Genomic DNA, 21,490 nt, shown 5'->3' on the forward strand with positions numbered 1-21,490 from the left:
CAGGCTCCATTACAGATCGTACGGCGTATTGCGCAGCGCCAGCGTGGTGCTGAACGTTTTTCTCAGGGCACGGCCACCACTGTGCGAATAGGTGCCACTCGGACCAACCAGTTCATCGAGCATCACGTAGTCGGTGGTGTCGTCTTCGGAACGAATAGATTCGTAACTCTGGAGTAGCATCGAAACCCGCACCGACACGATGTCTTCCCAATCACTCACGCTCTCCGCGTTAACAAACCGGGTCGTTCCGGAAGCGCCTATGCTTGTTCTCTCGCCGTAAAGCACCTGCATATACTCGACGCCCTCAATCATCTCGTCGTTGCTGCCGTTGCCAAGATCAAGGCGATATAGCGCCCACACGTCGTAACCATTGCGATCGCGTCCGGTATCGCCGATGTACCAGACCACATTCTCGAAGGTCATCACCTCAGTATTTGCCGTATAGCGGTATCCGGGCTCTACGCTGCTGCTACTGTTACCCGCTGTCGTGTATGCAACCGCCGTCGCGCCTGACGTTGCGGGCGTATTCGTCACCCGGAGCAAGTGCGCGGTAAGACACCCCGACAAGATCACCAGGTCATTCTGCTGAATCACCCCGTTGGGGTTGTCGCTGACCGCGAATGAGGTGTCTGTCGAATCGACATCTGCCGTTAGTAAGTCACGACCGAGTGACACGCCTGCCTGGAGATTGACGACATCGCTACCTTCGCGCGCAGTATTGAGCAGCGTTGAGATGGCTGGCGCATTGGGGTCTGGTGCCCAAGCACTCTTACGCTCATAGCCGCGCAGCCCTTCAAACGCCGCGTTGTTTGCAAGGACCGTGACGGTGCCGCGCACGCTGTTACAGCCGGTATAGCTTGAACGCAGAATATCCTGTGACACCAGATCGACAGCAAAGCGGCCATTTTCCTGCAGCCTCGCCAATGCCGTTTCAACCTGCGCTGACGCGCGCGATGCAATGAACATGTTCACCAGGCCCAGCATCAGAAAGGCGCCCAGCGCCAATGCCACCATTAGCTCAAGCAGAGACAGTCCGCGCTGATTACGTATACCGCTCATTCGTTGCAGCATCATCTGACGATTGTCCTCAACTGTACCTGACGGGTTGCCGTAGCACGCGCGTCCTGAGAGCCGTTCCCCGACCAGTCTTTCTCTGACCAGAACACGGTAACGATATATTCGTCGAAGCCACCGGTATTAACGCGCTGCACGGTGGCACTACCATTGGGTAAGGTCGGTGGGTTCAATGCGAAGTGCCCGGCCAGATCGGCAATGTCGCTATCGGCAAGATCAGCGCCCGAACACCCAGAGGTCGACGACAGACATGCAGGCGTCGTCACAGCCGATCCTGAATTTACGGTGACACTGTCGTAAGCATTCGCTTGTTGGCCAGCCGGATTCGAGCGAATCCGGTCGAGGAAATCTGAGGCGATAAAGGTAGCCTGCGAGCGAAGGTAAGCGCCCTGGTTGTTATGAAAACTGATTAGCTGAATACCTGCTACACCCAGCAGGCCAACTAGAAGAATCAGCACAGCGATCATGACTTCAATCAGGGTAAAGCCCGATTGTTGCTTACGTGGTGATTTGGCTATTGAAGAGCTGGCTTTTAAGGATTTGGGCATGGTTCTAAGAACTCCGCAGTTCTACGGACACACATAGGCAGCACAGGTGACGCTCGTGGCGGGCGCACAGTGACCATCAACAATGTCGTCGTTATTGGAATCGATGCCGGTGCGCAGTTGTCCAGACACATTCAATACCACTGCAGAGGCTGCCGTGGGGCCATCATCGTCGCAAATCTGGATCGTTGTGGCAGCTGGCAAACCGCCATCGCCATCAAAGGCGAAAAAGTTGGGACCGATTACCTCTACACCGTTACGCACGTTACTGATGATTCGCAGGGGCAGTTCCTGGCCGTTCAATATCTGGTCATTGGCTACACCACCGCCTCCGGGATCGGCACCATTATCGATAAAAGCCATGACACCCACAGACCAATCGGTACCGCCAGCACAGCTCACCTGATCAGCACTGGGGCAGACGGTGACGGCAAGGCTGCTCGTTACCGCTTCAGTACGGGCATAGCTCAGCAGCGCCAGCGTATCTTCCAATGTATACAGCTTGCGATTGCGTTTGATGGTGTCCTGAAACGACGGGCCCGCAATGGCGGCGAGCACGGCAACGATCACCAATACAATCATCAGCTCCAGCAGGGTCACGCCCCGCTGGGAAGACAGTCTTGTTTGAAGACGGAGCAGCATGAATTCCCCGATACCGGCTTATTAGTGTTATCGGAGTATAGGCAGCCCCAGCGGCGCACTACAGGTGCACTTAGGATAAACGGTCAATCGGGGCGACAAGTGGTTAGAAAGTTGCGGGAATTTGACCAAAATCACAGTTTTGGTCAGCTCACATCCTTGAGGCGCAGTTCCTTCGGCAGCGAAAAGGTTACATTCTCGTGCCGCCCTGCCACCTCTATCGGACTATCACAGCCCAGCGCGCGCAGTCCATCGATTACGCCCTGCACCAAGACTTCAGGTGCAGATGCACCCGCTGTCACGCCAATGCGTGATTTTCCGGAAAGCCAGGCTGGGTCGATGTCGTCAGCGCCATCCAGTAAGTGGGCCTGAGCGCCCATGCGCTCGGCCAGCTCCCGCAAACGATTGGAGTTTGAGCTATTGGGCGAGCCCACTACCAGCATCAGGTCGCAAGATGCTGCGAGCTGTTTGACCGCGTCTTGGCGATTCTGCGTGGCGTAGCAGATGTCGTCTTTGCGCGGCCCGGTAATCCCCGGGAACCGCTCACGCAGCGCGTCGATGACACGGGCTGTATCGTCCATGGATAAGGTCGTTTGAGTGACATACGAAAGCCTCGAGGGATCCCTTACCGTGAGCGATGCCGCCTGTGCCTCATCCTCCACGAGGTAAATCTCGCCACCGAGAGAATGATCGTATTGACCCATGGTGCCCTCTACCTCGGGATGACCGGCATGACCGATCAGCACACACTCACGCCCTTCACCGCTGTAACGCGCTACCTCAATGTGCACCTTGGTAACCAGCGGGCAGGTCGCATCGAACACTTTCAGCCCACGGTTGCTAGCCTCAGTGCGAACAGCCTGAGACACACCGTGAGCACTGAAGATCACGATGCAGTCATCGGGCACTTCTTCGAGTTCATCCACAAACACGGCGCCGCGCTCGCGAAGGTCGTCCACCACAAACTTGTTGTGCACAACTTCATGGCGCACATAAATGGGCGCGCCAAACACGTCCAACGCGCGATTAACAATATCAATGGCGCGGTCAACACCGGCGCAGAACCCTCTTGGGTTCGCCAGTTGAATCTCCATCAGTGCAGCTCCGCCGCTTCCACGCGGTGTACCTGAACATCAAACAATATGGTCCGACCCGCCAGGGGATGGTTGAAGTCGATAGACACCGTTTCATCATCAAACGAGACAATCATGCCGGGCAATTCGCCGCCGCTGGCATCCGCAAAAGAGAACACCAATCCTATCTGCAGATCGATGTCGTCATCGAACTGCGAACGTGGAATCTCTTGCACGTTGTTATCGTTGGGCTGGCCGAAGGCATCCTCAGGGGCAATGGTAAACACCTGGCGCTGCCCCGCGGTCATCCCAAACATGGCACGCTCAAACCCGGGGAGCAGGCTGCCATCACCGACTACAAAATCGACAGCCTCACCACCGAAATTGGTATCAACTTCAGAGCCGTCTTCCAAACTCACAGAGAAATTGAGGAACACGCGGGTGCCTTCGCTGACGGGCACATCTATCATTGATCATCCTCCAGGCTGGGGTCGGTCTCACGGCCCGGGCGGGTCAGGAAACTTTCCAGCAACATCAGTGCAGCGCCTGTTGTAATCGCAGCGTCTGCAATATTAAAGGCCGGGAAATAGCTACCGGCATAGTGGACAGAAATGAAGTCCACCACGTAACCCAGTGCGAGGCGATCCCAGAGATTACCAATAGCCCCACCCAGAATCAGCGCGAGGGATAAAGCCAGTAGGCGCTGCTCTCTCGGTAGGCGCACCAGCCAGACTGAAAGCCCCACACTGATAACGACAGCGATGCCGCTGAAAAACCAGCGCTGCCAACCGCCCGCCTGGGCGAGAAAGCTGAAGGCGGCACCACTGTTGTGCTGCAGCGTTAAATCAAACCAGCTGAACACTTCTACCGGGCGCGCGTAATCCAGAAGGCTACTTGCCAGCTGCTTGCTGTATTGGTCCAGAACGATGACAAGTATTGCCAGTCCGAACCAGGGCAGGACGCGCAAGCCGTTAGGCGTAGAGTCGCCGTTCACCCTCTCCCTCCACATTGGTCACACAACGACCACACAGTGTGGGGTGCTGCGCGAAATTGCCGACATCGGCCCTGCGATGCCAGCAGCGTTCGCACTTCTCATTGGTGGAGGCATTAACCGCCACTTTTAGACCCTCGAGTTCCGCCTCGGCTAAACCGGCGGGTGCATCTGCCAGCGGTGCGAGTGTTGCCCCTGAGCTAATCAGTACAAATCGCAGCTCGTCGCCCAGCGACGCCAAGGTGGCGTGCAGCGCATCCTCACAATACAGCGTGACATCAGCATCCAGTGAGCCGCGCAGTTCACCTGCGGCCCGCTTCACTTCCATTTCCTTATTCACCGCATCACGGACTTGCTGTAGCTGCTGCCAGAAATCACGCCCCATAGCCTGCGTATGATCAAGGCGTGCCAGGTCTGAATACCAATCCACCAAGAACACAGAATCTTCCCTGGTTCCAGGCATGTTTTCCCAAATTTCTTCAGCGGTGAAACTCAGGATAGGGGCGATCCAACGAACCAGCGCTTCTGTGATGTGGTACAGCGCCGTCTGCGCAGAACGCCGTGCCAGGCTGTCTGCCTGCGTGGTGTACTGCCTATCTTTAATGATATCGAGGTAGAAGCCGCCTAACTCGCCGGCACAGAAGTTGTGGATCTTGTGGTAAATCTGGTGGAACTGGTATGCATCATAGGCCTCACGCAGTTCGTCCTGCAGCGCTGCCGTTCTATCCACAGCCCACTGATCAAGTGACAACATGTCCTGTGCCGCCACCTGATCACTTGCAGGGTCGAAGCCATTCAGGTTCGACAGCAGGAATCGCGCTGTATTTCGAATGCGCCGATAGGCGTCGGCAGTGCGCTTGAAGATCTCTTCAGACACAGCCAGCTCGCCACGGTAATCGGTGGATGCCACCCACAGACGCAGAATATCTGCACCCTTATCTTTCATGGTCTTGTCAGCGAGCATCACATTGCCCAACGACTTGGACATCTTGCGGCCTTCGCCATCCACAGTGAAACCGTGGGTCAGCACCGTTTTATAGGGCGCCTCGGCATACGCGCCAATACCCGTCAGCAATGAGGACTGGAACCAGCCGCGGTGCTGGTCAGACCCTTCCAGATAGAGATCAGCGGGTGCGTGCAAACCATCGCGCTGGCGCAGTACACAAGCGTGTGTTACACCCGAGTCAAACCACACATCCAGGGTATCCGTAACCTTGTCGTACTGAATGGCTTCATCGCCCAGCAGTTCGGCCGGATCCAGGTCAAACCACGCATCAATGCCGCTCTCTTCCACGCGCTCAGCCACTGCCTCGATCAGTGCTGGGGTGCGGGGGTGCAATTCAGCCGTTTCTTTGTGGATAAACAGTGCAATCGGCACGCCCCAGGTTCGCTGCCGGGAAATACACCAGTCCGGCCTGTCGGTGAGCATACTGTCAATGCGTGCCCTGCCCCACTCTGGTAGCCACTGCACAGCCTCTACCGCATCAGCAGCGGCTTGCAGCAAACCGTGTTGCTGCATGCTCACGAACCACTGGGGCGTCGCCCGGAAAATAATCGGTGTCTTATGACGCCAGCAGTGTGGGTAAGAGTGGGTATAGGCTTCGTGATGTAATAGCGCACCGCGCTCTTGCAACAGTTCGATAATCGCTGCATTGGCCTTCATGACATGCTGACCCGCGAACAACGGCGTGTCATCGAGGTAAACACCGTTACTGCCCACCGGGTTATACACGTCTATGCCGTAGCGCTCGCCAACCACGAAGTCGTCCTGACCGTGTGCAGGCGCTGTGTGCACTGCGCCGGTACCGGCGTCTGTTGTGACGTGTTCACCGAGGACCACAAGGATGTCGCGATCCAGGAAGGGGTGCTCCAGCATCTGACGCTCGATATCGCGCCCCTTGCAGCGCCCCACAATGGATACATTGGGCAGGTCGAAGCGGGCAGCGCAGTCCTGCGCCAACTCTGCTGCGACCAGGATGGCCCTGTCTCCAGCAGCCAATAAGACATAATCCAGATCCGGGTGCACACTGACCGCCATGCTAGCGGGCAGGGTCCAGGGCGTGGTGGTCCAGATGGCCACTGCCACCGGGCCTTCATAGCTGGACTCACAGGCGGTGAGAACGGCAGCCGAATCCTTGCAGGTATAGGCGACATCAATGGCCGGCGATTGCTTGTCCTTGTACTCCACCTCGGCCTCGGCCAGCGCTGAGCCACAGTCCGTGCACCAGTGCACCGGTTTGAAGCCCTTGTGAAGATGGCCGTTTTCCACAATGCGGCCAAGGGTACGGATGATATTGGCCTCAAATCCAAAATCCATTGTCAGGTAGGGCTGATCCCAATCTCCCAACACACCCATGCGCTTGAACACGTCGCGCTGACCATCCACCTGGCGCGCGGCGTAGTCCCGGCATTTCTGTCTGAACTCACTAGCGGAAATCTTGTGCCCGGGTTTGCCGACCTTTTTTTCGACGTTCAATTCAATCGGCAGCCCATGGCAATCCCAACCCGGAACGTATGGCGCATCAAACCCCGACAGTGACTTGGACTTTACGATGATGTCTTTGAGGATCTTGTTAACCGCATGACCCACATGCAGGTCACCGTTGGCATAGGGAGGGCCGTCGTGCAGCACAAACGTTGGCTTACCCGCATTCGCGCGACGAATCTGCGCATACAGGTCCATCTGCTGCCAGTGCTTCAATCGCTCGGGCTCTCGCTGAGCCAGGCTGGCCTTCATAGGAAAGCCGGTTTGCGGCAAGTTCAGCGTGTCTTTGTAATCACTCATAGTCGTTAATCAATGGCCGCGCCGTGCAAACCACTGCGCTGTGTTCCTAATGTCCTGTGCTATCCCTGCCTTCAATGCGTCCAGCGAGTCGTATTTCACTTCATCACGCATTTTATGGCAGAAAGTTACTTCAATGCGCTCACCGTATAAGTTCGGAGAGCCCTCCAACACATGCACCTCGAGGTTGGCGCGTATGCTGTCATTTACCGTTGGGCGGGTACCCACGTTGGCCACGGCCGGCGCGTTCACAAGGCCACCGCCGTTAACCGTCACAGCGAACACCCCGTTAATGGGCGCCCGCAGCCGATTCAATTCCACATTAGCCGTCGGTGCATCCAGTGTACGGCCGAGTTGACGCCCATACCCGACCCGCCCGCTGATGCTATAGGGCCTACCCAGTAGCGTTTCCGCCAATGAGAATTCACCCGCCGCCAACACCTCCCGAATACGCGTGCTGCTCACACGCTGCTCGGCGAGGGCAAATGTAGGCGTGGGCGCCGCTTCAAAACCATGCGCCTGGCCTTCGGCCTGCATAAACGCCAGATCGCCCTCTCGGTCGTTACCGAAACGGAAATCATCGCCCAGCACCACGTAGCGCACGCCCAGGCCTTGCACGAAAATGTCTTCGACAAACGCCCCGGCACTCATGGTTCTTACCCGCTCGTTAAAGCGCACACGCAATAGCAGGTCCACTCCGAGTTCACGCAGCGCCACAAACTTTTCCCGGAAGCTCATTAATCGGGCTGGCGCCTTAATGGGCGACAAATACTCCCTGGGCAATGGCTCAAAGACCATCACGGCAGAGGGCAGTCCAAGCTCTCGAGACTTCTCCAACAGGTGCCCTATCACCGCACGGTGCCCAAGATGTACGCCGTCGAAGGCGCCCACGGTCGCCACGCAACCGCGGTGTCTGGGCCGCAGATTGTGAAGGCCGCGTATCAGCTCCATGGGAATCAGGGAAGTCCTAGGGAATCGACACGCAAGTATATCGAATTCGCTGTTGTGAGCCTATGCCCACTGCGCGTGAAAGCCCAGCTCAGGCCAGCGCGCGCGGGCCGCGCAATTGTGAGGGACGAAGCCCCAGCACCAGCAGCATGGCAGCGTACAGGCAGACGCCCAGCCCACAAAGGCCACCCAGCCAGAACGCGCGCTGGTACCACAGCCAGTCCAACCAGACAGTAGACGCCGGCAACAGCCATGTGATCACAGCCGCCATCACCACCGTCGCCAGAGACACCTGTAACAAGAAGCGCCCGGCGCCCGGCTGAAACGCAAAGACCCCGCCGCGTAACAGCCCTCGCGCCAACAATCCCGCATTGATGAAGGCCGCGACACTGGTCGCCAGTGCCAGACCCACATGGCCAATGCCGTACAGGGTCATCAGAGGCAATACGAAGATCACGTTGAGCACCATGTTAGATACCATTGCCGTGATTCCGATCCTGACTGGCGTGACCATGTCCTTGCGCGCGTAATAGCCCGGCGCCAACACCTTGATCAGCATGAAGGCGAGCAAGCCAAGGCTGTAGGCCCGCAGACTGAGCGCCGACATACTGACATCTGCGGGAGTCAGGGCACCGTACTGGAACAGGGTAATCAGTATGGGTTCAGCCAGCACAATCAGCGCGATCGCAGCAGGCAGAGCGATCAGCAAGATCATGCGCACGGCCCAATCGATGGTGAGTGAGAATTGTCGCGCATTATCCGCCGAGTTCTGGGCAGACAGGCTGGGCAGGATCACGGTCGCAATGGCGATGCCAAACACGCCCAGGGGCAGTTCGGTGAGGCGATCGGAATAGTACAGCCAGGATACGCTGCCGGTGGGCAGGAAGGACGCCAGCACCGTATCCAGCAGCAGGTTGAGTTGGCTTACTGATACGCCAAACAGCGCGGGCACCATCAATTTTAGTATCCGCATTACCCCTTCATGGCGGGTATCCCAGATGGGCCGCGGCACCAGTTCGAGCCGATACAGGGACGGGAGCTGAAACAACAGCTGAATCACGCCAGCCGCAAACACACCCCAAGCCAGTGCGAATACAGGCTCATTAAAGTAGGGCGCAGCGAACAACGCCGCACCGATCAACGACAGATTAAGAAAGATCGGAGTCAGCGCGGGCACTGCGAAACGACCATAGCTATTCAGAATAGCGCCGCACAGGCCGGTCATCGAAATCAGCAGTAGGTAGGGGAAGGTCACCTTAATCAGGTCGGCCGTCAGCTGATATTTCTCGGGCTGACTGACAAAGCCGGGAGCAAAAAGCGCCGCTACCCAGGGCGATGCCACAATCGCAAGCCCCGTGAGCAACACCAGTGTAGTCCCCAATACACCGGCAACCCGATCGATGAGCGCGCGCACGGCAGCTACGCTCCCCTGCTCTTTGTAATCAGCGAGCACCGGCACAAATGCCTGGGAAAAAGCACCCTCGGCAAACAGCCGCCGCAAGAAGTTCGGAATTTTGAAGGCCACAAAAAAAGCATCGGCATTCGCGCTGGCGCCAACGAAGCTGGCCAGCACGATATCCCGCAGAAGTCCCAGCACCCGGGAGAGCATGGTGGCGCTTCCCACAACAGCGCTGGACTTTAACAGCCCTGAGGGTTGATCCGCTTCGGGCTTCGAAGTGTCCGTCATACCAGGGAATCCAGCCAGCGGCGACGCAGGTCATCGCCGTGCAAGCAAAGCCACTGCAGTGATATCAATGTATGCGCATTCGGTATGCGATCAGCAGCAACCAGCGCCATGGCATCTTCCCGGCTCACCTGGTGGACCAGGATATCCTCGTTCTCGGTTGCCAGACCGTGTACTGCACCTACGCCTGCCGTTACCGTGCGTCCACAGAACAGTCTTACTTGTTCAGAGCAGGCACCCGCGCTGGGAAAAAACGTGGCGATGGGCTCCATTTGATCCAGTGTACAACCGGCCTCTTCGCCAGCTTCACGATGCGCCACCTCAAGGTCGCTTTCACCGGTTTCAACAACGCCAGCAATCAACTCCAGCATCCAGGGGCTATCACCCGCACCCGGGCCCTCGGTTCGGTAGGCGCCAGGGCGGAACTGCTCGATCAAAATCACGCTATCGGTCACGGGATCGTAGGGCAATACGCCGACGGCATCGCCGCGTTCGAACACCTCACGCGTCATTTCGCGGCTCCAGTCACCCCCGAAACGGCGATGTCTGAGAGTGAGTTTCGCCACTGCAAAATGGCCCTGGAACACGGTCTCGCGGGCCAGGATCTCTACATCCCGAATGCCGTATTGCAGCGTAACAGGCATCAAAAACGCCGCGCGGTGTACCAGTTAACGTCGCGCGCTTCGCGATCTACCTGATCAACAACATCCAGTACCAGCGTGAACAGTGCCATGCGGACCAGAACGCCATTGTCGGCCTGACGGAAAATGGCGAGATTCGGGTTGTCGTTGAGGTCATCATCCAGTTCACGCGCATTGTCCCTGGAGTCGCGGGGCAAAGGATGCATGATCACAGTGTTCGGTTCGCAGTTGGCCGTGTAGATGCTCTGGTTTAAACGGAACCGGCCCCGGTAAAGGTCGGCCTCTTCCTGCGACTGGAAACGCTCTTCCTGTATTCGGGTGCTGTAGACAATATCCACATGGGCGATGCTGGATTCCAGTTCCTCCGACTCCAGCACTGAATGGCCAGAGGCCCTGAGGTGTTCAACAATACCCTCGGGCATGCGTAACTCCCGCGGCGAAATCAGCACCACTTGAACCCCGGGGAACAGCGCTAACAGTTTGCTCAGCGAATGCACGGTACGGCCAAAACGCAGATCGCCCACCATCGCAATTCGCAATTGTTCAATACTGCGCCCGCGCGTCGCCAACTCACTGCGTATGGTGTAGAGGTCCAGAAGCGCCTGGCTGGGGTGCTCATTGCTCCCATCGCCGCCGTTGATAACGGGTACACGGCTAGCCCCGGCGAACTCCGCTACGGATCCTGGCGTGGGATGGCGCATGGCAATCACGTCGGAGTAACCACTGAGTACACGCGCAGTGTCGTACAGGGATTCGCCCTTGGCGATGGCGGATTGCTCAAACCCGGTGGTCTCCCGCACTTCGCCCCCTAGCAGATTAAAGGCACTGCCAAAACTCACGCGGGTGCGGGTACTGGGCTCGAAAAACATGGACCCCAGAATGGCGCCTTCCAAAACCCGCGTAATCCGGCGCCGATGCGCGTAGGGTTCCATCCGGTCGGCAACTTCAAAAATGCGCTCTACATCAGGGCGCTCAAACTGATCAACAGAGAGAATGTGGCTGCCGGCAAATTCCAAGGGAAAGCTCCTTGTCAGTGATGCGCGCATTATACGGCGGCGGGCGACCCGGAATCACGTCGGGATAGAGGTACTATTTAATGGTGGACTTAATGGAGGGCGCCTGTCGCGAAGACGGCGGTCCATCGCTACATTAACAGGCCGTCCCCATAGGCCTGCAGCGCCTCCAACACCTCACGGTCTTTCGCAGGTAGCGAGACATCGGCAAGCGCCACCTCAATTTCCTGGTGGAAGCTCTCCAGCGTATACCCGTCTCCGGCATCCGGGTCGGTCAGCACCTGGAAGCAGTGCTCCTGCCACTGGGCTTGTTCTTGGCCGCTCAAGGATTCCGGAAAGTTACGCGCGCGGTAACGAAAGAGCAGCTCAGGCAGCCGCTTGTCCCTGAACGAAAAGCTGGCTGAGGCCAATTCATCCGCCGAAGCCTCTCGAACCTGCTGCATCACCGACTTGTCCCTGTCGTCCAAAAACCCCTGGTATAACGCCTCATCCACGTTCGAGCGCGCAGGAAAATCACGCCCCTGAACAATCTTGCGCATTATCTGCTGAAAGGCGTTGTTGTCGCCCGCGCGCATTTCCCGCAACACGGCCAGGTGTCGCCGACATGTATCACCATCGATACCCAGCCGCTCAGCAATTGCAGCATCCGCCATTTTTGCCGGTAACAACACAGGGCAGCGATTCAAGTGTACGGTCTTGAAGCCCGGCCGCTCAATGCCTTCGGGCAAGTCCTCGCCACGGGTAAACAGCCGGTCCAGTAGGGTCTCGGGTGATTCAGTGAGCAGCGGGTCCGGATCAACCATCAGGTCGTAGCACAGCACCTTGTTCTTCTCCTGCGGGTGCATCGCCAGCGGCACGATCAGTCCTGCGTTTGCGCGCGCCGCACCGAACATGCCGGAAATATGCAGTACGGGGCGCATGGCAGCAATATCCAGCATCGACTGCGCAAACGCCTTGGATCGGTTACTGCGCAAGTACTCAAACAGCCGCGGCTGCGCACGCCGAATCAAGCCCGCCACCGCTATTGTGGCGTGAACGTCAGACAGCGCATCATGCGCGGCTTCATGGCCGATGCCATTTGCCGCAGTGAGATCCTCCAGACGAAAACTGGGTAGCCCGTCCTCCCTGCTCGGCCACACCACGCCCTCTGGTCTAAGGGCATAGGCCGCACGCACCATATCAATGATGTCCCAGCGCGAATTGCCGTTCTGGTACTCGCGCACGTAAGGATCAAAAAAATTGCGATACAGGGTGAACCGCGTCACCTCATCATCAAAGCGAATAGAGTTGTAGCCGACGCCACAGGTACCTGGCGCCGAAAGCTCCTGATGAATGCGTGTAATGAACTCACTCTCGCTGACGCCCTGCTCTAATGCGTGCTGGGGCGTAATTCCGGTCACCAGGCAGGCGCCGGGGCGCGGCAGATAATCGGGCGTGGGACGGCTGTAAACCACCAGCGGCTCGCCAATGGGGTTCAGATCAGCGTCTGTGCGTAACCCCGCAAATTGCACAGGGCGGTCGCGGGAGGGCACGGCACCAAAGGTTTCGTAGTCGTGCCAGTAGTAGGTAGTTTCGGCCAATGTCTGCGAGCTCGCGCTAGATCAGTTCTATCGCCTGCTCTTCGATCTTCTCACGCCAGATCTGCGGTCCTGTCTGGTGGACCGATGTACCACGCGCGTCAACGGCAACGCTCACCGGCATGTCTTTCACCTCGAACTCGTAGATGGCCTCCATTCCCAGTTCAGGGAAGGCCACAACCTTGGCAGACGTTATCGCCTTGGACACCAGGTAAGCCGCACCACCCACAGCCATCAGGTAAACAGCGCCATGCTTCTTGATGGCTTCTACACCGGCGGGACCGCGCTCGGCCTTGCCGATCATGCCCAAAAGCCCTGTTTGCTCAAGAATGAAGTCGGTGAACTTATCCATGCGAGTGGACGTTGTCGGGCCAGCGGGGCCCACCACCTCATCGCGCACAGGATCCACGGGACCCACGTAGTAGATGAAGCGTCCCTTCAGATCGACTTCCGCGGGCAACCCCTCGCCGCTTTCAATCAGTTCCTTCATCTTCTTGTGCGCGGCATCACGGCCGGTCAGCATCTTTCCTGACAGCAACAGGGTATCGCCAGGCTGCCACTGGGATGCCTCTTCAGGTGTTACCGTATCCAGGTTAATCCTGCGCACGCCATCACCCACTTCCCAGGTAATGTCAGGCCAGTCATTGATATCGGGGGGCGTTTGCAGCGCGGGTCCGTTGCCGTCCAGCACAAAGTGCGCATGGCGCGTGGCGGCACAGTTGGGAATCATCGCCACGGGCAAAGAGGCAGCGTGCGTCGGGTAATCACGGATCTTGACGTCCAGCACCGTGGTAAGACCTCCCAACCCCTGCGCACCGATGCCCAGCCGATTCACGGCGTCCATAATTTCCAATCGCAATTCCTCGACGCGACTGGCGGGCCCGCGCTCACGCAGTTCGTGGATATCCACGGGGTCCATTAAGGATTCCTTGGCCATGACGGCGGCCTTCTCAGCGGTACCGCCGATACCAATGCCCAGCATGCCCGGCGGGCACCAACCCGCACCCATGGTGGGTACCGTTTTCACAACCCAATCAACAATGCTGTCAGAAGGATTAAGCATCACCATCTTTGACTTGTTCTCGGAGCCTCCGCCCTTTGCTGCGACTTGCACGTCAACGGTGTCGCCCTCGACAACCTCCATGTGAATGACCGCCGGCGTATTGTCCTTGGTGTTTTTCCGCGCACCCGCTGGGTCAGCCAGAATGGAGGCACGCAGCACGTTATCCGGATGTGTGTAAGCGCGCCGTACGCCTTCATTCACCATATCGGCCACTGACATCTTCGCATCCCATTGCACACTCATGCCGATCTTCAGGAATACCGTGACAATGCCGGTGTCCTGACAGATAGGCCTGTGGCCTTCGGCACACATGCGAGAGTTGATCAGGATTTGCGCCATGGCATCTTTGGCCGCTGGGTTCTGCTCCATCTCCCAGGCTTTGTGCACGGCCTGCACAAAGTCCACCGGGTGATAGTAGGAAATGAACTGCAGGGCATCGGCCACGCTGTCGATAAAGTCGTCCTGGCGGATTACGGTCATCGCTGGATTCCTGAAATGGCGTTAAAAGTGCGGGCCACAGTATACATGGCCCGGGGGCAGTACGGCGTTGGGGACTAGGGCGCGGGGTTTTGCAGCGCTCTTACGCTAGCCTCAAGCTGGGATATCTTGGTGTTCACCTGCCGACGAGAGGCATTCACAGAGGCCATAAACTCCTCCGAGGCTTCTACACGCTTGGAGAGCTTGGCGTTATCCAGCTCAAACCGATTGAGCGCGTCGGCCACGCGTTCAACCTCTGCCTGATTACGCTGCCCATTACTGGCAAGTCGCTCAAGATCACCCGCTACGCCCTTGAGTTTGGCGATCTCGCTATTCAGTGTTTTCACTGCAGCGGAATTGGAAGAATCCGAGCTGACCAGGGAGGCGACTTGAGCGCCCTGTTTTTTGCTGTCGTTTTCAAGGCCGGCAATCTTACGATTGCTTACCTTGCGTGCATCCCATAGCTTGCGCACCTCGGTATCCAACAGCTTCAGCTGGGCGCGCATGGCCGTCGCGGACTGGTTAACTGTTTCGTCTGTATCAGACAGCAGGTCTTCGAGATCGGAGATCCGCTGGGTCGCCGCAGTCAGCTCGGCATTCGACGTTTGTAGCTGCTGTTGTAACTGGTACGCCCAGGCGCAACCAACCGCGGCAACAACAAGCGCAACGGTGAGCACCAGCCTGCCCAACAGGCTGCCACCCCCGGAGCCGCCGTCACCGGAGCGTCGACCGGTTCCCCGCCGTGTCACCTTGCCCTTATTACCCTTCCCTCTGGCGGTCGCGTATTGCTGCGACTCGCCGTCACGTTTGGGCACAATAGCGGGAATGGGTTCGATGTCGTCGTCTCTGACCATGATCTTCGGGAGCGGGCGTGGAAATTTCGCAAAGTATACCGCGGGGCAAGAACGCGAGACACAAAAAAGCCGGGCTTAGCCCGGCTTTTATCGGCGAGGTCGCGCTTATACGAAAGCGAAAATCGCCCAGAAAGCGGCAACCAGCGCAATGCTACAGTGAATAACGCCTTTAACCGATGCCATGGGACCCATTTTGCCGAACAGGGCATTAAGTTCCAGCAGCACAATAATTGCCATCACGATGCCAACCGCTGTGGCGCTGGGCGCGATACCAGAGTGGCCAGTGCCGAACATACCCAGCAGCATTGGGCCGGAGAACAGTGTATTGGTACGTGAAGCCAGACCTGCCTTCGCCGCAGCGGCGGGCCCGTCGCCAGACTTGCCGTTCAAGCCAAGAACGATCTGCTGGTTGGGCCAGATGATCAGCCAAACGTTCAGGAACATGAAGGTACCCGCCAGGGCGCCCATCCAGATCCAGCCAAAGGCGGTGAAGTTGGCGTAAGCCTTCAGATAGTGCAGCAGGTAGAGGCCGGTAATGAACGTAAACATCGCGCCCCAACGGAACCACCACAACGCACGCGGCGCCAGCTTGGCCTTGGCATCTTTCAGGCCTTCCGCCTCTGCCTCTTTAAAGTACTCAGTTTGAACGAAGTTGAAGTAATACAGCATACCGATCCACGTAATACCGAAGATTACGTGCGCCCAGCGGAAAGCGAATCCAAGAGCCTGTTCCATGATGTTTCCCTTAATAATTGATGCGAGTTGCCTGAATGAGCCAAAGGATTACCAAGCGCAATCCCAGCGTTTCAGATCTTCTTTCGTCTCCGATTTTAGTCTCAGGCACCACCAGCGTCCAGCCCACGCTGTTTAGGCCGTGTTAAGCATGCTTACGCAGGGCACTCTGCGGCAGACCAATCTCGCGACAATCATCGCATTCCGAGTAAGCGTGGGGGCAAAAAAAACCCCGCACGGGGCGGGGCTTTCGCGGCTAATAAGTAGCCGGGCTTACATCATGCCGCCCATGCCACCCATTCCGCCCATGTCGGGCATCGCAGGTGCACCTGCAGCCGCATCAGCAGGCTTGTCAGCAACCATCACTTCAGTAGTGATCATCAGACCAGCCACGGAGCCAGCTGCCTGCAGCGCGGTGCGAGTGACCTTGGCGGGATCCAGGATGCCCATCTCGATCATGTCGCCGTACTCGCCAGCGGCTGCGTTGTAGCCGAAATTACCTTCGCCCTGACGCACCTTGTCCAGAACAACAGACGCTTCGTCACCGGCGTTGCCGACGATCTGACGCAGAGGACCTTCCATTGCACGCAGCGCAGCCGCAATGCCGTGGTTCTGGTCTTCGTTGTCACCAGTCAGGTCAGCGATAGACGCTACTGCGCGCACCAGCGCTACACCACCACCGGCAACCACACCCTCTTCAACGGCAGCGCGCGTCGCGTGCAGCGCGTCTTCAACGCGGGCTTTCTTCTCTTTCATTTCGATCTCGGTGGCAGCACCCACCTTGATCACTGCAACACCGCCAGCCAGCTTGGCTACGCGCTCTTGCAGCTTCTCACGATCGTAGTCGGATGAAGTGTTCTCGATCTGAGTACGGATCTCGCCAACACGCGCCTGAATGGCCGCAGCTTCACCGGCACCGTCGATGATGGTGCTGTTGTCTTTGTCCATGGTGACGCGCTTTGCGGTACCCAGGTGATCCAGAGTCGCAGATTCCAGATCCAGGCCAACTTCTTCAGAGATCACGGTGCCGCCAGTCAGGATAGCGATATCCTGCAGCATGGCTTTACGGCGATCGCCGAAGCCAGGTGCCTTACAGGCCGCCACTTTAACGATGCCGCGCATGTTGTTCACAACCAGGGTTGCCAGGGCTTCACCTTCAACGTCTTCTGCAATGATCACCAGCGGCTTGGACGCCTTGGCAACCTGCTCCAGCAAGGGCAGCAGTTCACGGATGTTGGAGATCTTCTTGTCAACCAACAGGACGAAAGGCGCATCGACATCGACGCTCATGCTGTCCTGATTGTTGATGAAGTAAGGAGACAGGTAACCGCGATCGAACTGCATACCTTCTACAACGTCCAGCTCGTTTTCCAGACCGGAACCTTCTTCAACAGTGATAACGCCTTCCTTGCCGACTTTCTCCATCGCCTCGGCAATGATGTCGCCAACGGCGCTGTCTGCGTTGGCAGAGATAGTACCAACCTGAGCAATCGCCTTGGTGTCTTCACAGGGAATAGACGCTTCCTGCACCTTGGCAACTGCAGCAGCAACGGCCTTGTCGATACCGCGCTTAAGGTCCATGGGGTTCATGCCCGCCGCAACAGACTTGAGGCCTTCGTTGAGGATGGACTGAGCCAGTACAGTGGCTGTGGTAGTACCGTCGCCCGCGGCATCAGATGCCTGCGAAGCAACTTCCTTAACCATTTGGGCGCCCATGTTTTCGAACTTGTCTTCCAGTTCGATTTCCTTGGCTACCGATACACCGTCCTTAGTGACGGTGGGAGCACCGAAGGACTTGTCCAGAATTACGTTACGGCCCTTGGGACCGAGGGTGGCTTTGACGGCGTCTGCCAGAATGTTCACGCCGCTCAGCATGCGTGAACGCGCGTCATCACCAAAAAATACGTCTTTAGCTGCCATGTTCTAAATCCTTAACTCTCTATTGTGTTTGCGAGGTTGCTTATTCAACAACCGCAAAAATTTCGCTTTCGCCCATGATGATCAGCTCTTCGCCGTCAACATCGATGGTGTTGCTACCTGCGTACTGGCCAAACACAACTGTGTCGCCAACTTTGACAGCCAGGGGGCGCACTTCGCCGTTGTCCAGGGACTTGCCCTCACCAACAGCAATCACTTCACCCTGATTGGGCTTCTCTTTGGCGGAACCGGGCAGCAGGATGCCTCCGGCTGTGGTTTCTTCCTCTTCCTTGCGGCGAACGACAACGCGGTCGTACAGCGGACGGATTTTCATGGGTGTTACTCTCCAATCAAATGTTGTGATCTGCCCCCACCTTGGGGAACTGTTTAGGTAACTTGGGGCGCTGTCAGGGATTTCAAGCCCTGATTAGCACTCTCCTCGAAGGAGTGCTAATTCTAGTCAGGCGCAACCGGGAGTCAAGCGAGAACAGAAGTGCTCCCGCGCATCTGGATACTTAGCTTTTTTCTATCGATTACAGTTGCTTAGAATTTTTTCTCAGCCTCATCGACGCGCTTAAAGTCGCCGTCGATGGTGGTCTGTGCCTGATTATCGCGCTCAGGGGCATAGATTTCGGGCTCAGGGCCGAACACCATGCGGGCCAACCTGCGCCGCAATGGGCCTATCAACACGATAACGGCTGCAATATCCGAGATCATGCCGGGCACAATCAGTAGCAACCCGGCGAGCACCACCGACATATCGTCCTTCAGCAGCCGCGGGCCCAGCACAGCCCCCTGCTGTGTTTCGCGCAGGCGATTGAACAGCTCCATCCCCTGCCAGCGCAGCACCATAACGCCCACGACAATGGTCACCATGACATAGGCAAGGGCCGTTAACGCACTGGTTTCAATGCCCAATTGAATCAGGGTAAATAACTCCAGCCAGGGCAGGAGCATCAAAAATAGTTTCATAGTCTTAGTCTATGCGGGTGAATACCTTGCATTTCAAGTCCTGCGCGCGGCCCTGTGAAAACCTCGCCCCTACCAATCGTAATTGATACCGATGGTCCAGCGCTGGTCAGTCTTATCAATGGCCGTTTCAGCGGGCAGGTTGTCGTAGTCGTAATCCAATTGAATCACCGAGGAAAAACTGCCGTTAATCGGGTACTTGAACCCTGTGCTGGTCGTCACTTCGTAGTCGTCGCTACTGTCGAAGGCGTGCAGAAACGCGTGGCGGTGAAACAACTCCATGCCCCGCTCGTTAAAGCGCCAAATGAAATCCAGGTTCCAGAGGAAGGCCATATTCTGGCGCTCCAGACCCGTGGCAAACTGCTCGTCGAGATAGTTCAACGTGGTTTTGGCGGACAGATCCACGAAACTGGTTTCAAAAAACTGGTAACCCATTCCGGCACCCACCGAGCTACGCTGGTCCAGTTCGCGGAATTCATCTTCCTCGTAGAACGCGTTACCGGTGGCAAACCATTGCTCGGTAAGAAACTGGTCGTACTGATAGCTGGTCCGCCACTGGTTGCGATTGGTTTGGCTATCAGCACTTTCTTCCTGGTAGCGCAGTGCCAGGGTGTGCCTGGACTCAATGTAGCGTATCTCGCTGCGAACATTCAGGTCGTAGCGTGTGATATCACTATTGCCCGAGATATTCTCGAAAGCAAAACTGGCATCGCCCCGCTGGGTGAGCAGCGGCGGCGGCTCGGTAACCGCTTCACCTGCAGCCACAACCAGCTTCCAGTCCGCGAGTGTCTGCACCCCCTGATCACAGTGAACATGTTGGCGGCTTCGTTCTGTATACATCCAACAGTTCTCCAGCACGCCTGACGACGTCTTGAGATCATACCGCTCCTCGGTTTCGATAAGCCGAACGTGGAACTGCTCCACACTGAGCTCGCCCAAGATGGGATTGCTCCAGTTGACTTTGCCATCGGCGACGCTGACCAGCGTACCGCCAACGGATTCACCATCGGACAGGTGCAACCTATCGGCGAGAGCAGTATTACCGATCACTAGGCATGCAAACCCGATCAAGTTGCTGAGCAAAGGCCAGGCGCTGCGCCTGTGGTAGTGTGCTGATCTCATAAGGTGCGATGTCGTCACGTCAGGATATTTAGAACGCATGGGTAAAGAGCCGGATATTAATCACCGGATCTGGCAGGTGGTTGCATTGATTCCCGCTGGCCGTGTGGCCACCTATGGCGATGTCGCGCATATGGCGGATCTACCGGGGGCCGCGCGGCGCGTTGGCGCTGCGCTACGGGTATTGCCCTCGGGATCAAAGGTACCCTGGCATCGGGTTATCAATGCACAGGGAAGGCTATCTCTACCAGAGGGCTCGGATGGCTATTATACGCAGCGAGAGCGACTGGAAGCAGAGGGCGTGCTGTTCTCTGTGAAAAACACCATCAACCTGCGCCAGTTCCGTCTCAGCAGGGGCCGATAAAAACCTCAGGCAGCACTGGCGCCAGCACGAAGTTCGACGGGCTGCGAATAACGCTCTTGCTCGCGGGCCTTATCCACCGAAATAGCCATAAAGCGCATGGCCTCCGGCGGAATTTCGCCCATGAATTGGGGGCGAGTTTCGGGGCGCGTGTAGTCTTTACCACGGATACTGCGGTACTGGGCGCGGATGTCATTGATGAGCGCCTCCCGATGGCAGCGCGCCTCACCTCCCGTGGTGACCCCACCGTGGAACTGGTGGAAGGTGCCTTCACCGGGCAATAGAAAATGCTGTGAACCGGGCATCTCAAGAGCCCGTTTGTAGAGGTCGAGGTTGCAGAGCCCGCCACCTCGAATGTTAAACCGCGGGTCGCAGCCCTTGAGGACATCCCAAAAACGACGCGGCATACTGATGCAGTTGCTCTCACCGTTAGGCAGAAAAAAGCCCACGGCGCAGGATTCGCTGAAGCAGGCGATATCGAAAAGGGCATAGCCGTTGTACTGCCAGCCTATTGAGCCGACCAGAGCGCGATCGGTGGCTTCGTCGTAACCGCTTTCCACGGCGTCCTGCTGCAGTTCTGAGCCAATGTGATAGCCGGGCACGGTGACCACAGCGCCGGCTGCTGAACGATGAGACTTGAGAATGCCGCTGACAACACCGGGGGTTACCATTCTCGCGCCATCGATCATCACGCAGATGTGATCGCCGCGCGCCAGGTCCGCACCGGCGTTAACCGCGTGCACGGGCGTCGGCTGGGTCTCATCGCGCAATAGATACCGAATGTTCCGCGGGAAGGCGGCGATCTCTGCATCTGGAATCGTATTGTCAGAGCGATTCTCGACGACGATGACTTCGTAGTCGCCTTCATTGACGTTGCGCTGGTATGCCGCGCAGAGCGTAGCAATAGTGTTCAATGCCTGACGCGGCATATCGTAGACGACCAATACAATACTCAGCACTGGCCGGGTGCGTGGGTGCACTCGGATCTTAAACATGGGGCTATCCTGTTTACAGGCATCCATGCCGTAGCA

21 protein-coding genes are annotated in these 21,490 nt (G+C 57.3%); 1 reads left to right on the top strand and 20 read right to left on the bottom strand.

The window, feature by feature from the left end; all coding sequences use genetic code 11:
- Nucleotides 1-9: 9 nt before the first annotated feature.
- The 19 genes from IE089_RS13535 to IE089_RS13625 form a co-directional block, all read right to left on the bottom strand.
- A complete protein-coding gene (locus IE089_RS13535; RefSeq protein ID WP_189478604.1) occupies nucleotides 10-1,074 on the bottom strand; it encodes a PilW family protein in 1,065 nt (354 codons plus the stop codon).
- A complete protein-coding gene (gene pilV / locus IE089_RS13540) occupies nucleotides 1,071-1,622 on the bottom strand; it encodes a type IV pilus modification protein PilV (RefSeq protein ID WP_189478381.1) in 552 nt (183 codons plus the stop codon). The genes IE089_RS13535 and pilV overlap by 4 nt, the downstream gene beginning before the upstream one ends.
- Nucleotides 1,623-1,643: 21 nt before the next feature.
- Entirely contained in the window at nucleotides 1,644-2,261 is a 618-nt protein-coding gene (locus IE089_RS13545) for a GspH/FimT family pseudopilin (protein WP_189478605.1), read from the bottom strand.
- A gap of 143 nt (nucleotides 2,262-2,404) precedes the next feature.
- Complete coding sequence (gene ispH / locus IE089_RS13550; RefSeq protein WP_189478382.1) at nucleotides 2,405-3,352, bottom strand: 4-hydroxy-3-methylbut-2-enyl diphosphate reductase; 948 nt, start codon at nucleotides 3,350-3,352, stop codon at nucleotides 2,405-2,407.
- On the bottom strand, nucleotides 3,352-3,801 hold the full coding sequence (locus tag IE089_RS13555; protein ID WP_189478383.1) for an FKBP-type peptidyl-prolyl cis-trans isomerase: 450 nt from the start codon (nucleotides 3,799-3,801) through the stop codon (nucleotides 3,352-3,354). Before IE089_RS13555 ends, ispH begins: the two co-directional genes overlap by 1 nt.
- The gene (lspA, locus tag IE089_RS13560; protein WP_229802776.1) at nucleotides 3,798-4,325 is read right to left on the bottom strand and encodes a signal peptidase II; all 528 of its coding nucleotides are present in this window, start codon (nucleotides 4,323-4,325) and stop codon (nucleotides 3,798-3,800) included. Before lspA ends, IE089_RS13555 begins: the two co-directional genes overlap by 4 nt.
- Nucleotides 4,303-7,107 carry an isoleucine--tRNA ligase gene (gene ileS, locus IE089_RS13565; RefSeq protein ID WP_189478385.1) on the bottom strand — a complete coding sequence of 935 codons (2,805 nt, stop codon included), beginning with the start codon at nucleotides 7,105-7,107 and terminating at the stop codon, nucleotides 4,303-4,305. The genes lspA and ileS overlap by 23 nt, the downstream gene beginning before the upstream one ends.
- A 9-nt stretch (nucleotides 7,108-7,116) precedes the next feature.
- Nucleotides 7,117-8,055 carry a bifunctional riboflavin kinase/FAD synthetase gene (ribF, locus tag IE089_RS13570; protein WP_189478386.1) on the bottom strand — a complete coding sequence of 313 codons (939 nt, stop codon included), beginning with the start codon at nucleotides 8,053-8,055 and terminating at the stop codon, nucleotides 7,117-7,119.
- Nucleotides 8,056-8,143: 88 nt separating this feature from the next.
- Nucleotides 8,144-9,739: a murein biosynthesis integral membrane protein MurJ gene (murJ, locus tag IE089_RS13575; RefSeq protein ID WP_189478387.1), complete on the bottom strand. Its 1,596-nt coding sequence runs from the start codon at nucleotides 9,737-9,739 to the stop codon at nucleotides 8,144-8,146.
- On the bottom strand, nucleotides 9,736-10,380 hold the full coding sequence (locus tag IE089_RS13580) for an NUDIX domain-containing protein (RefSeq protein WP_189478388.1): 645 nt from the start codon (nucleotides 10,378-10,380) through the stop codon (nucleotides 9,736-9,738). Before IE089_RS13580 ends, murJ begins: the two co-directional genes overlap by 4 nt.
- The gene (locus tag IE089_RS13585; protein WP_189478389.1) at nucleotides 10,380-11,393 is read right to left on the bottom strand and encodes an aspartate carbamoyltransferase; all 1,014 of its coding nucleotides are present in this window, start codon (nucleotides 11,391-11,393) and stop codon (nucleotides 10,380-10,382) included. The genes IE089_RS13580 and IE089_RS13585 overlap by 1 nt, the downstream gene beginning before the upstream one ends.
- A gap of 128 nt (nucleotides 11,394-11,521) precedes the next feature.
- Nucleotides 11,522-12,970 (bottom strand): exodeoxyribonuclease I, encoded by a 1,449-nt coding sequence (sbcB, locus tag IE089_RS13590; protein WP_189478390.1) that lies wholly within the window; start codon nucleotides 12,968-12,970, stop codon nucleotides 11,522-11,524.
- Between the two features lie 16 nt (nucleotides 12,971-12,986).
- Complete coding sequence (locus tag IE089_RS13595) at nucleotides 12,987-14,510, bottom strand: fumarate hydratase (protein ID WP_189478391.1); 1,524 nt, start codon at nucleotides 14,508-14,510, stop codon at nucleotides 12,987-12,989.
- 74 nt (nucleotides 14,511-14,584) lie between these two features.
- Nucleotides 14,585-15,361 carry a hypothetical protein gene (locus tag IE089_RS13600; RefSeq protein WP_189478392.1) on the bottom strand — a complete coding sequence of 259 codons (777 nt, stop codon included), beginning with the start codon at nucleotides 15,359-15,361 and terminating at the stop codon, nucleotides 14,585-14,587.
- A gap of 105 nt (nucleotides 15,362-15,466) precedes the next feature.
- A complete protein-coding gene (locus IE089_RS13605) occupies nucleotides 15,467-16,096 on the bottom strand; it encodes a urate hydroxylase PuuD (protein ID WP_189478393.1) in 630 nt (209 codons plus the stop codon).
- Nucleotides 16,097-16,366: 270 nt separating this feature from the next.
- Complete coding sequence (gene groL / locus IE089_RS13610; protein WP_189478394.1) at nucleotides 16,367-18,013, bottom strand: chaperonin GroEL; 1,647 nt, start codon at nucleotides 18,011-18,013, stop codon at nucleotides 16,367-16,369.
- A 40-nt stretch (nucleotides 18,014-18,053) separates the two neighbouring features.
- The gene (locus IE089_RS13615) at nucleotides 18,054-18,344 is read right to left on the bottom strand and encodes a co-chaperone GroES (RefSeq protein ID WP_189478395.1); all 291 of its coding nucleotides are present in this window, start codon (nucleotides 18,342-18,344) and stop codon (nucleotides 18,054-18,056) included.
- A gap of 209 nt (nucleotides 18,345-18,553) precedes the next feature.
- Nucleotides 18,554-18,982, bottom strand: coding sequence for an FxsA family protein (locus IE089_RS13620; RefSeq protein WP_189478396.1), 429 nt, complete (start codon nucleotides 18,980-18,982; stop codon nucleotides 18,554-18,556).
- Between the two features lie 69 nt (nucleotides 18,983-19,051).
- Nucleotides 19,052-20,029, bottom strand: a complete 978-nt coding sequence (locus tag IE089_RS13625) for a DUF481 domain-containing protein (RefSeq protein ID WP_189478397.1) — start codon at nucleotides 20,027-20,029, stop codon at nucleotides 19,052-19,054.
- A gap of 109 nt (nucleotides 20,030-20,138) precedes the next feature.
- Here IE089_RS13625 and IE089_RS13630 point away from each other — a divergent pair, with 109 nt between their 5' ends.
- Nucleotides 20,139-20,462, top strand: a complete 324-nt coding sequence (locus IE089_RS13630; protein ID WP_189478398.1) for an MGMT family protein — start codon at nucleotides 20,139-20,141, stop codon at nucleotides 20,460-20,462.
- A gap of 5 nt (nucleotides 20,463-20,467) precedes the next feature.
- On the opposite strand, the gene IE089_RS13635 is transcribed toward IE089_RS13630, so the two are convergent.
- Complete coding sequence (locus IE089_RS13635; RefSeq protein WP_189478399.1) at nucleotides 20,468-21,454, bottom strand: glycosyltransferase family 2 protein; 987 nt, start codon at nucleotides 21,452-21,454, stop codon at nucleotides 20,468-20,470.
- Between the last annotated feature and the right edge of the window lie 36 nt (nucleotides 21,455-21,490).

The sequence above is a fragment of the Parahalioglobus pacificus genome (assembly GCF_014652275.1).
In the GTDB taxonomy this organism is placed as follows: Bacteria; Pseudomonadota; Gammaproteobacteria; order Pseudomonadales; family Halieaceae; genus Parahalioglobus; species Parahalioglobus pacificus.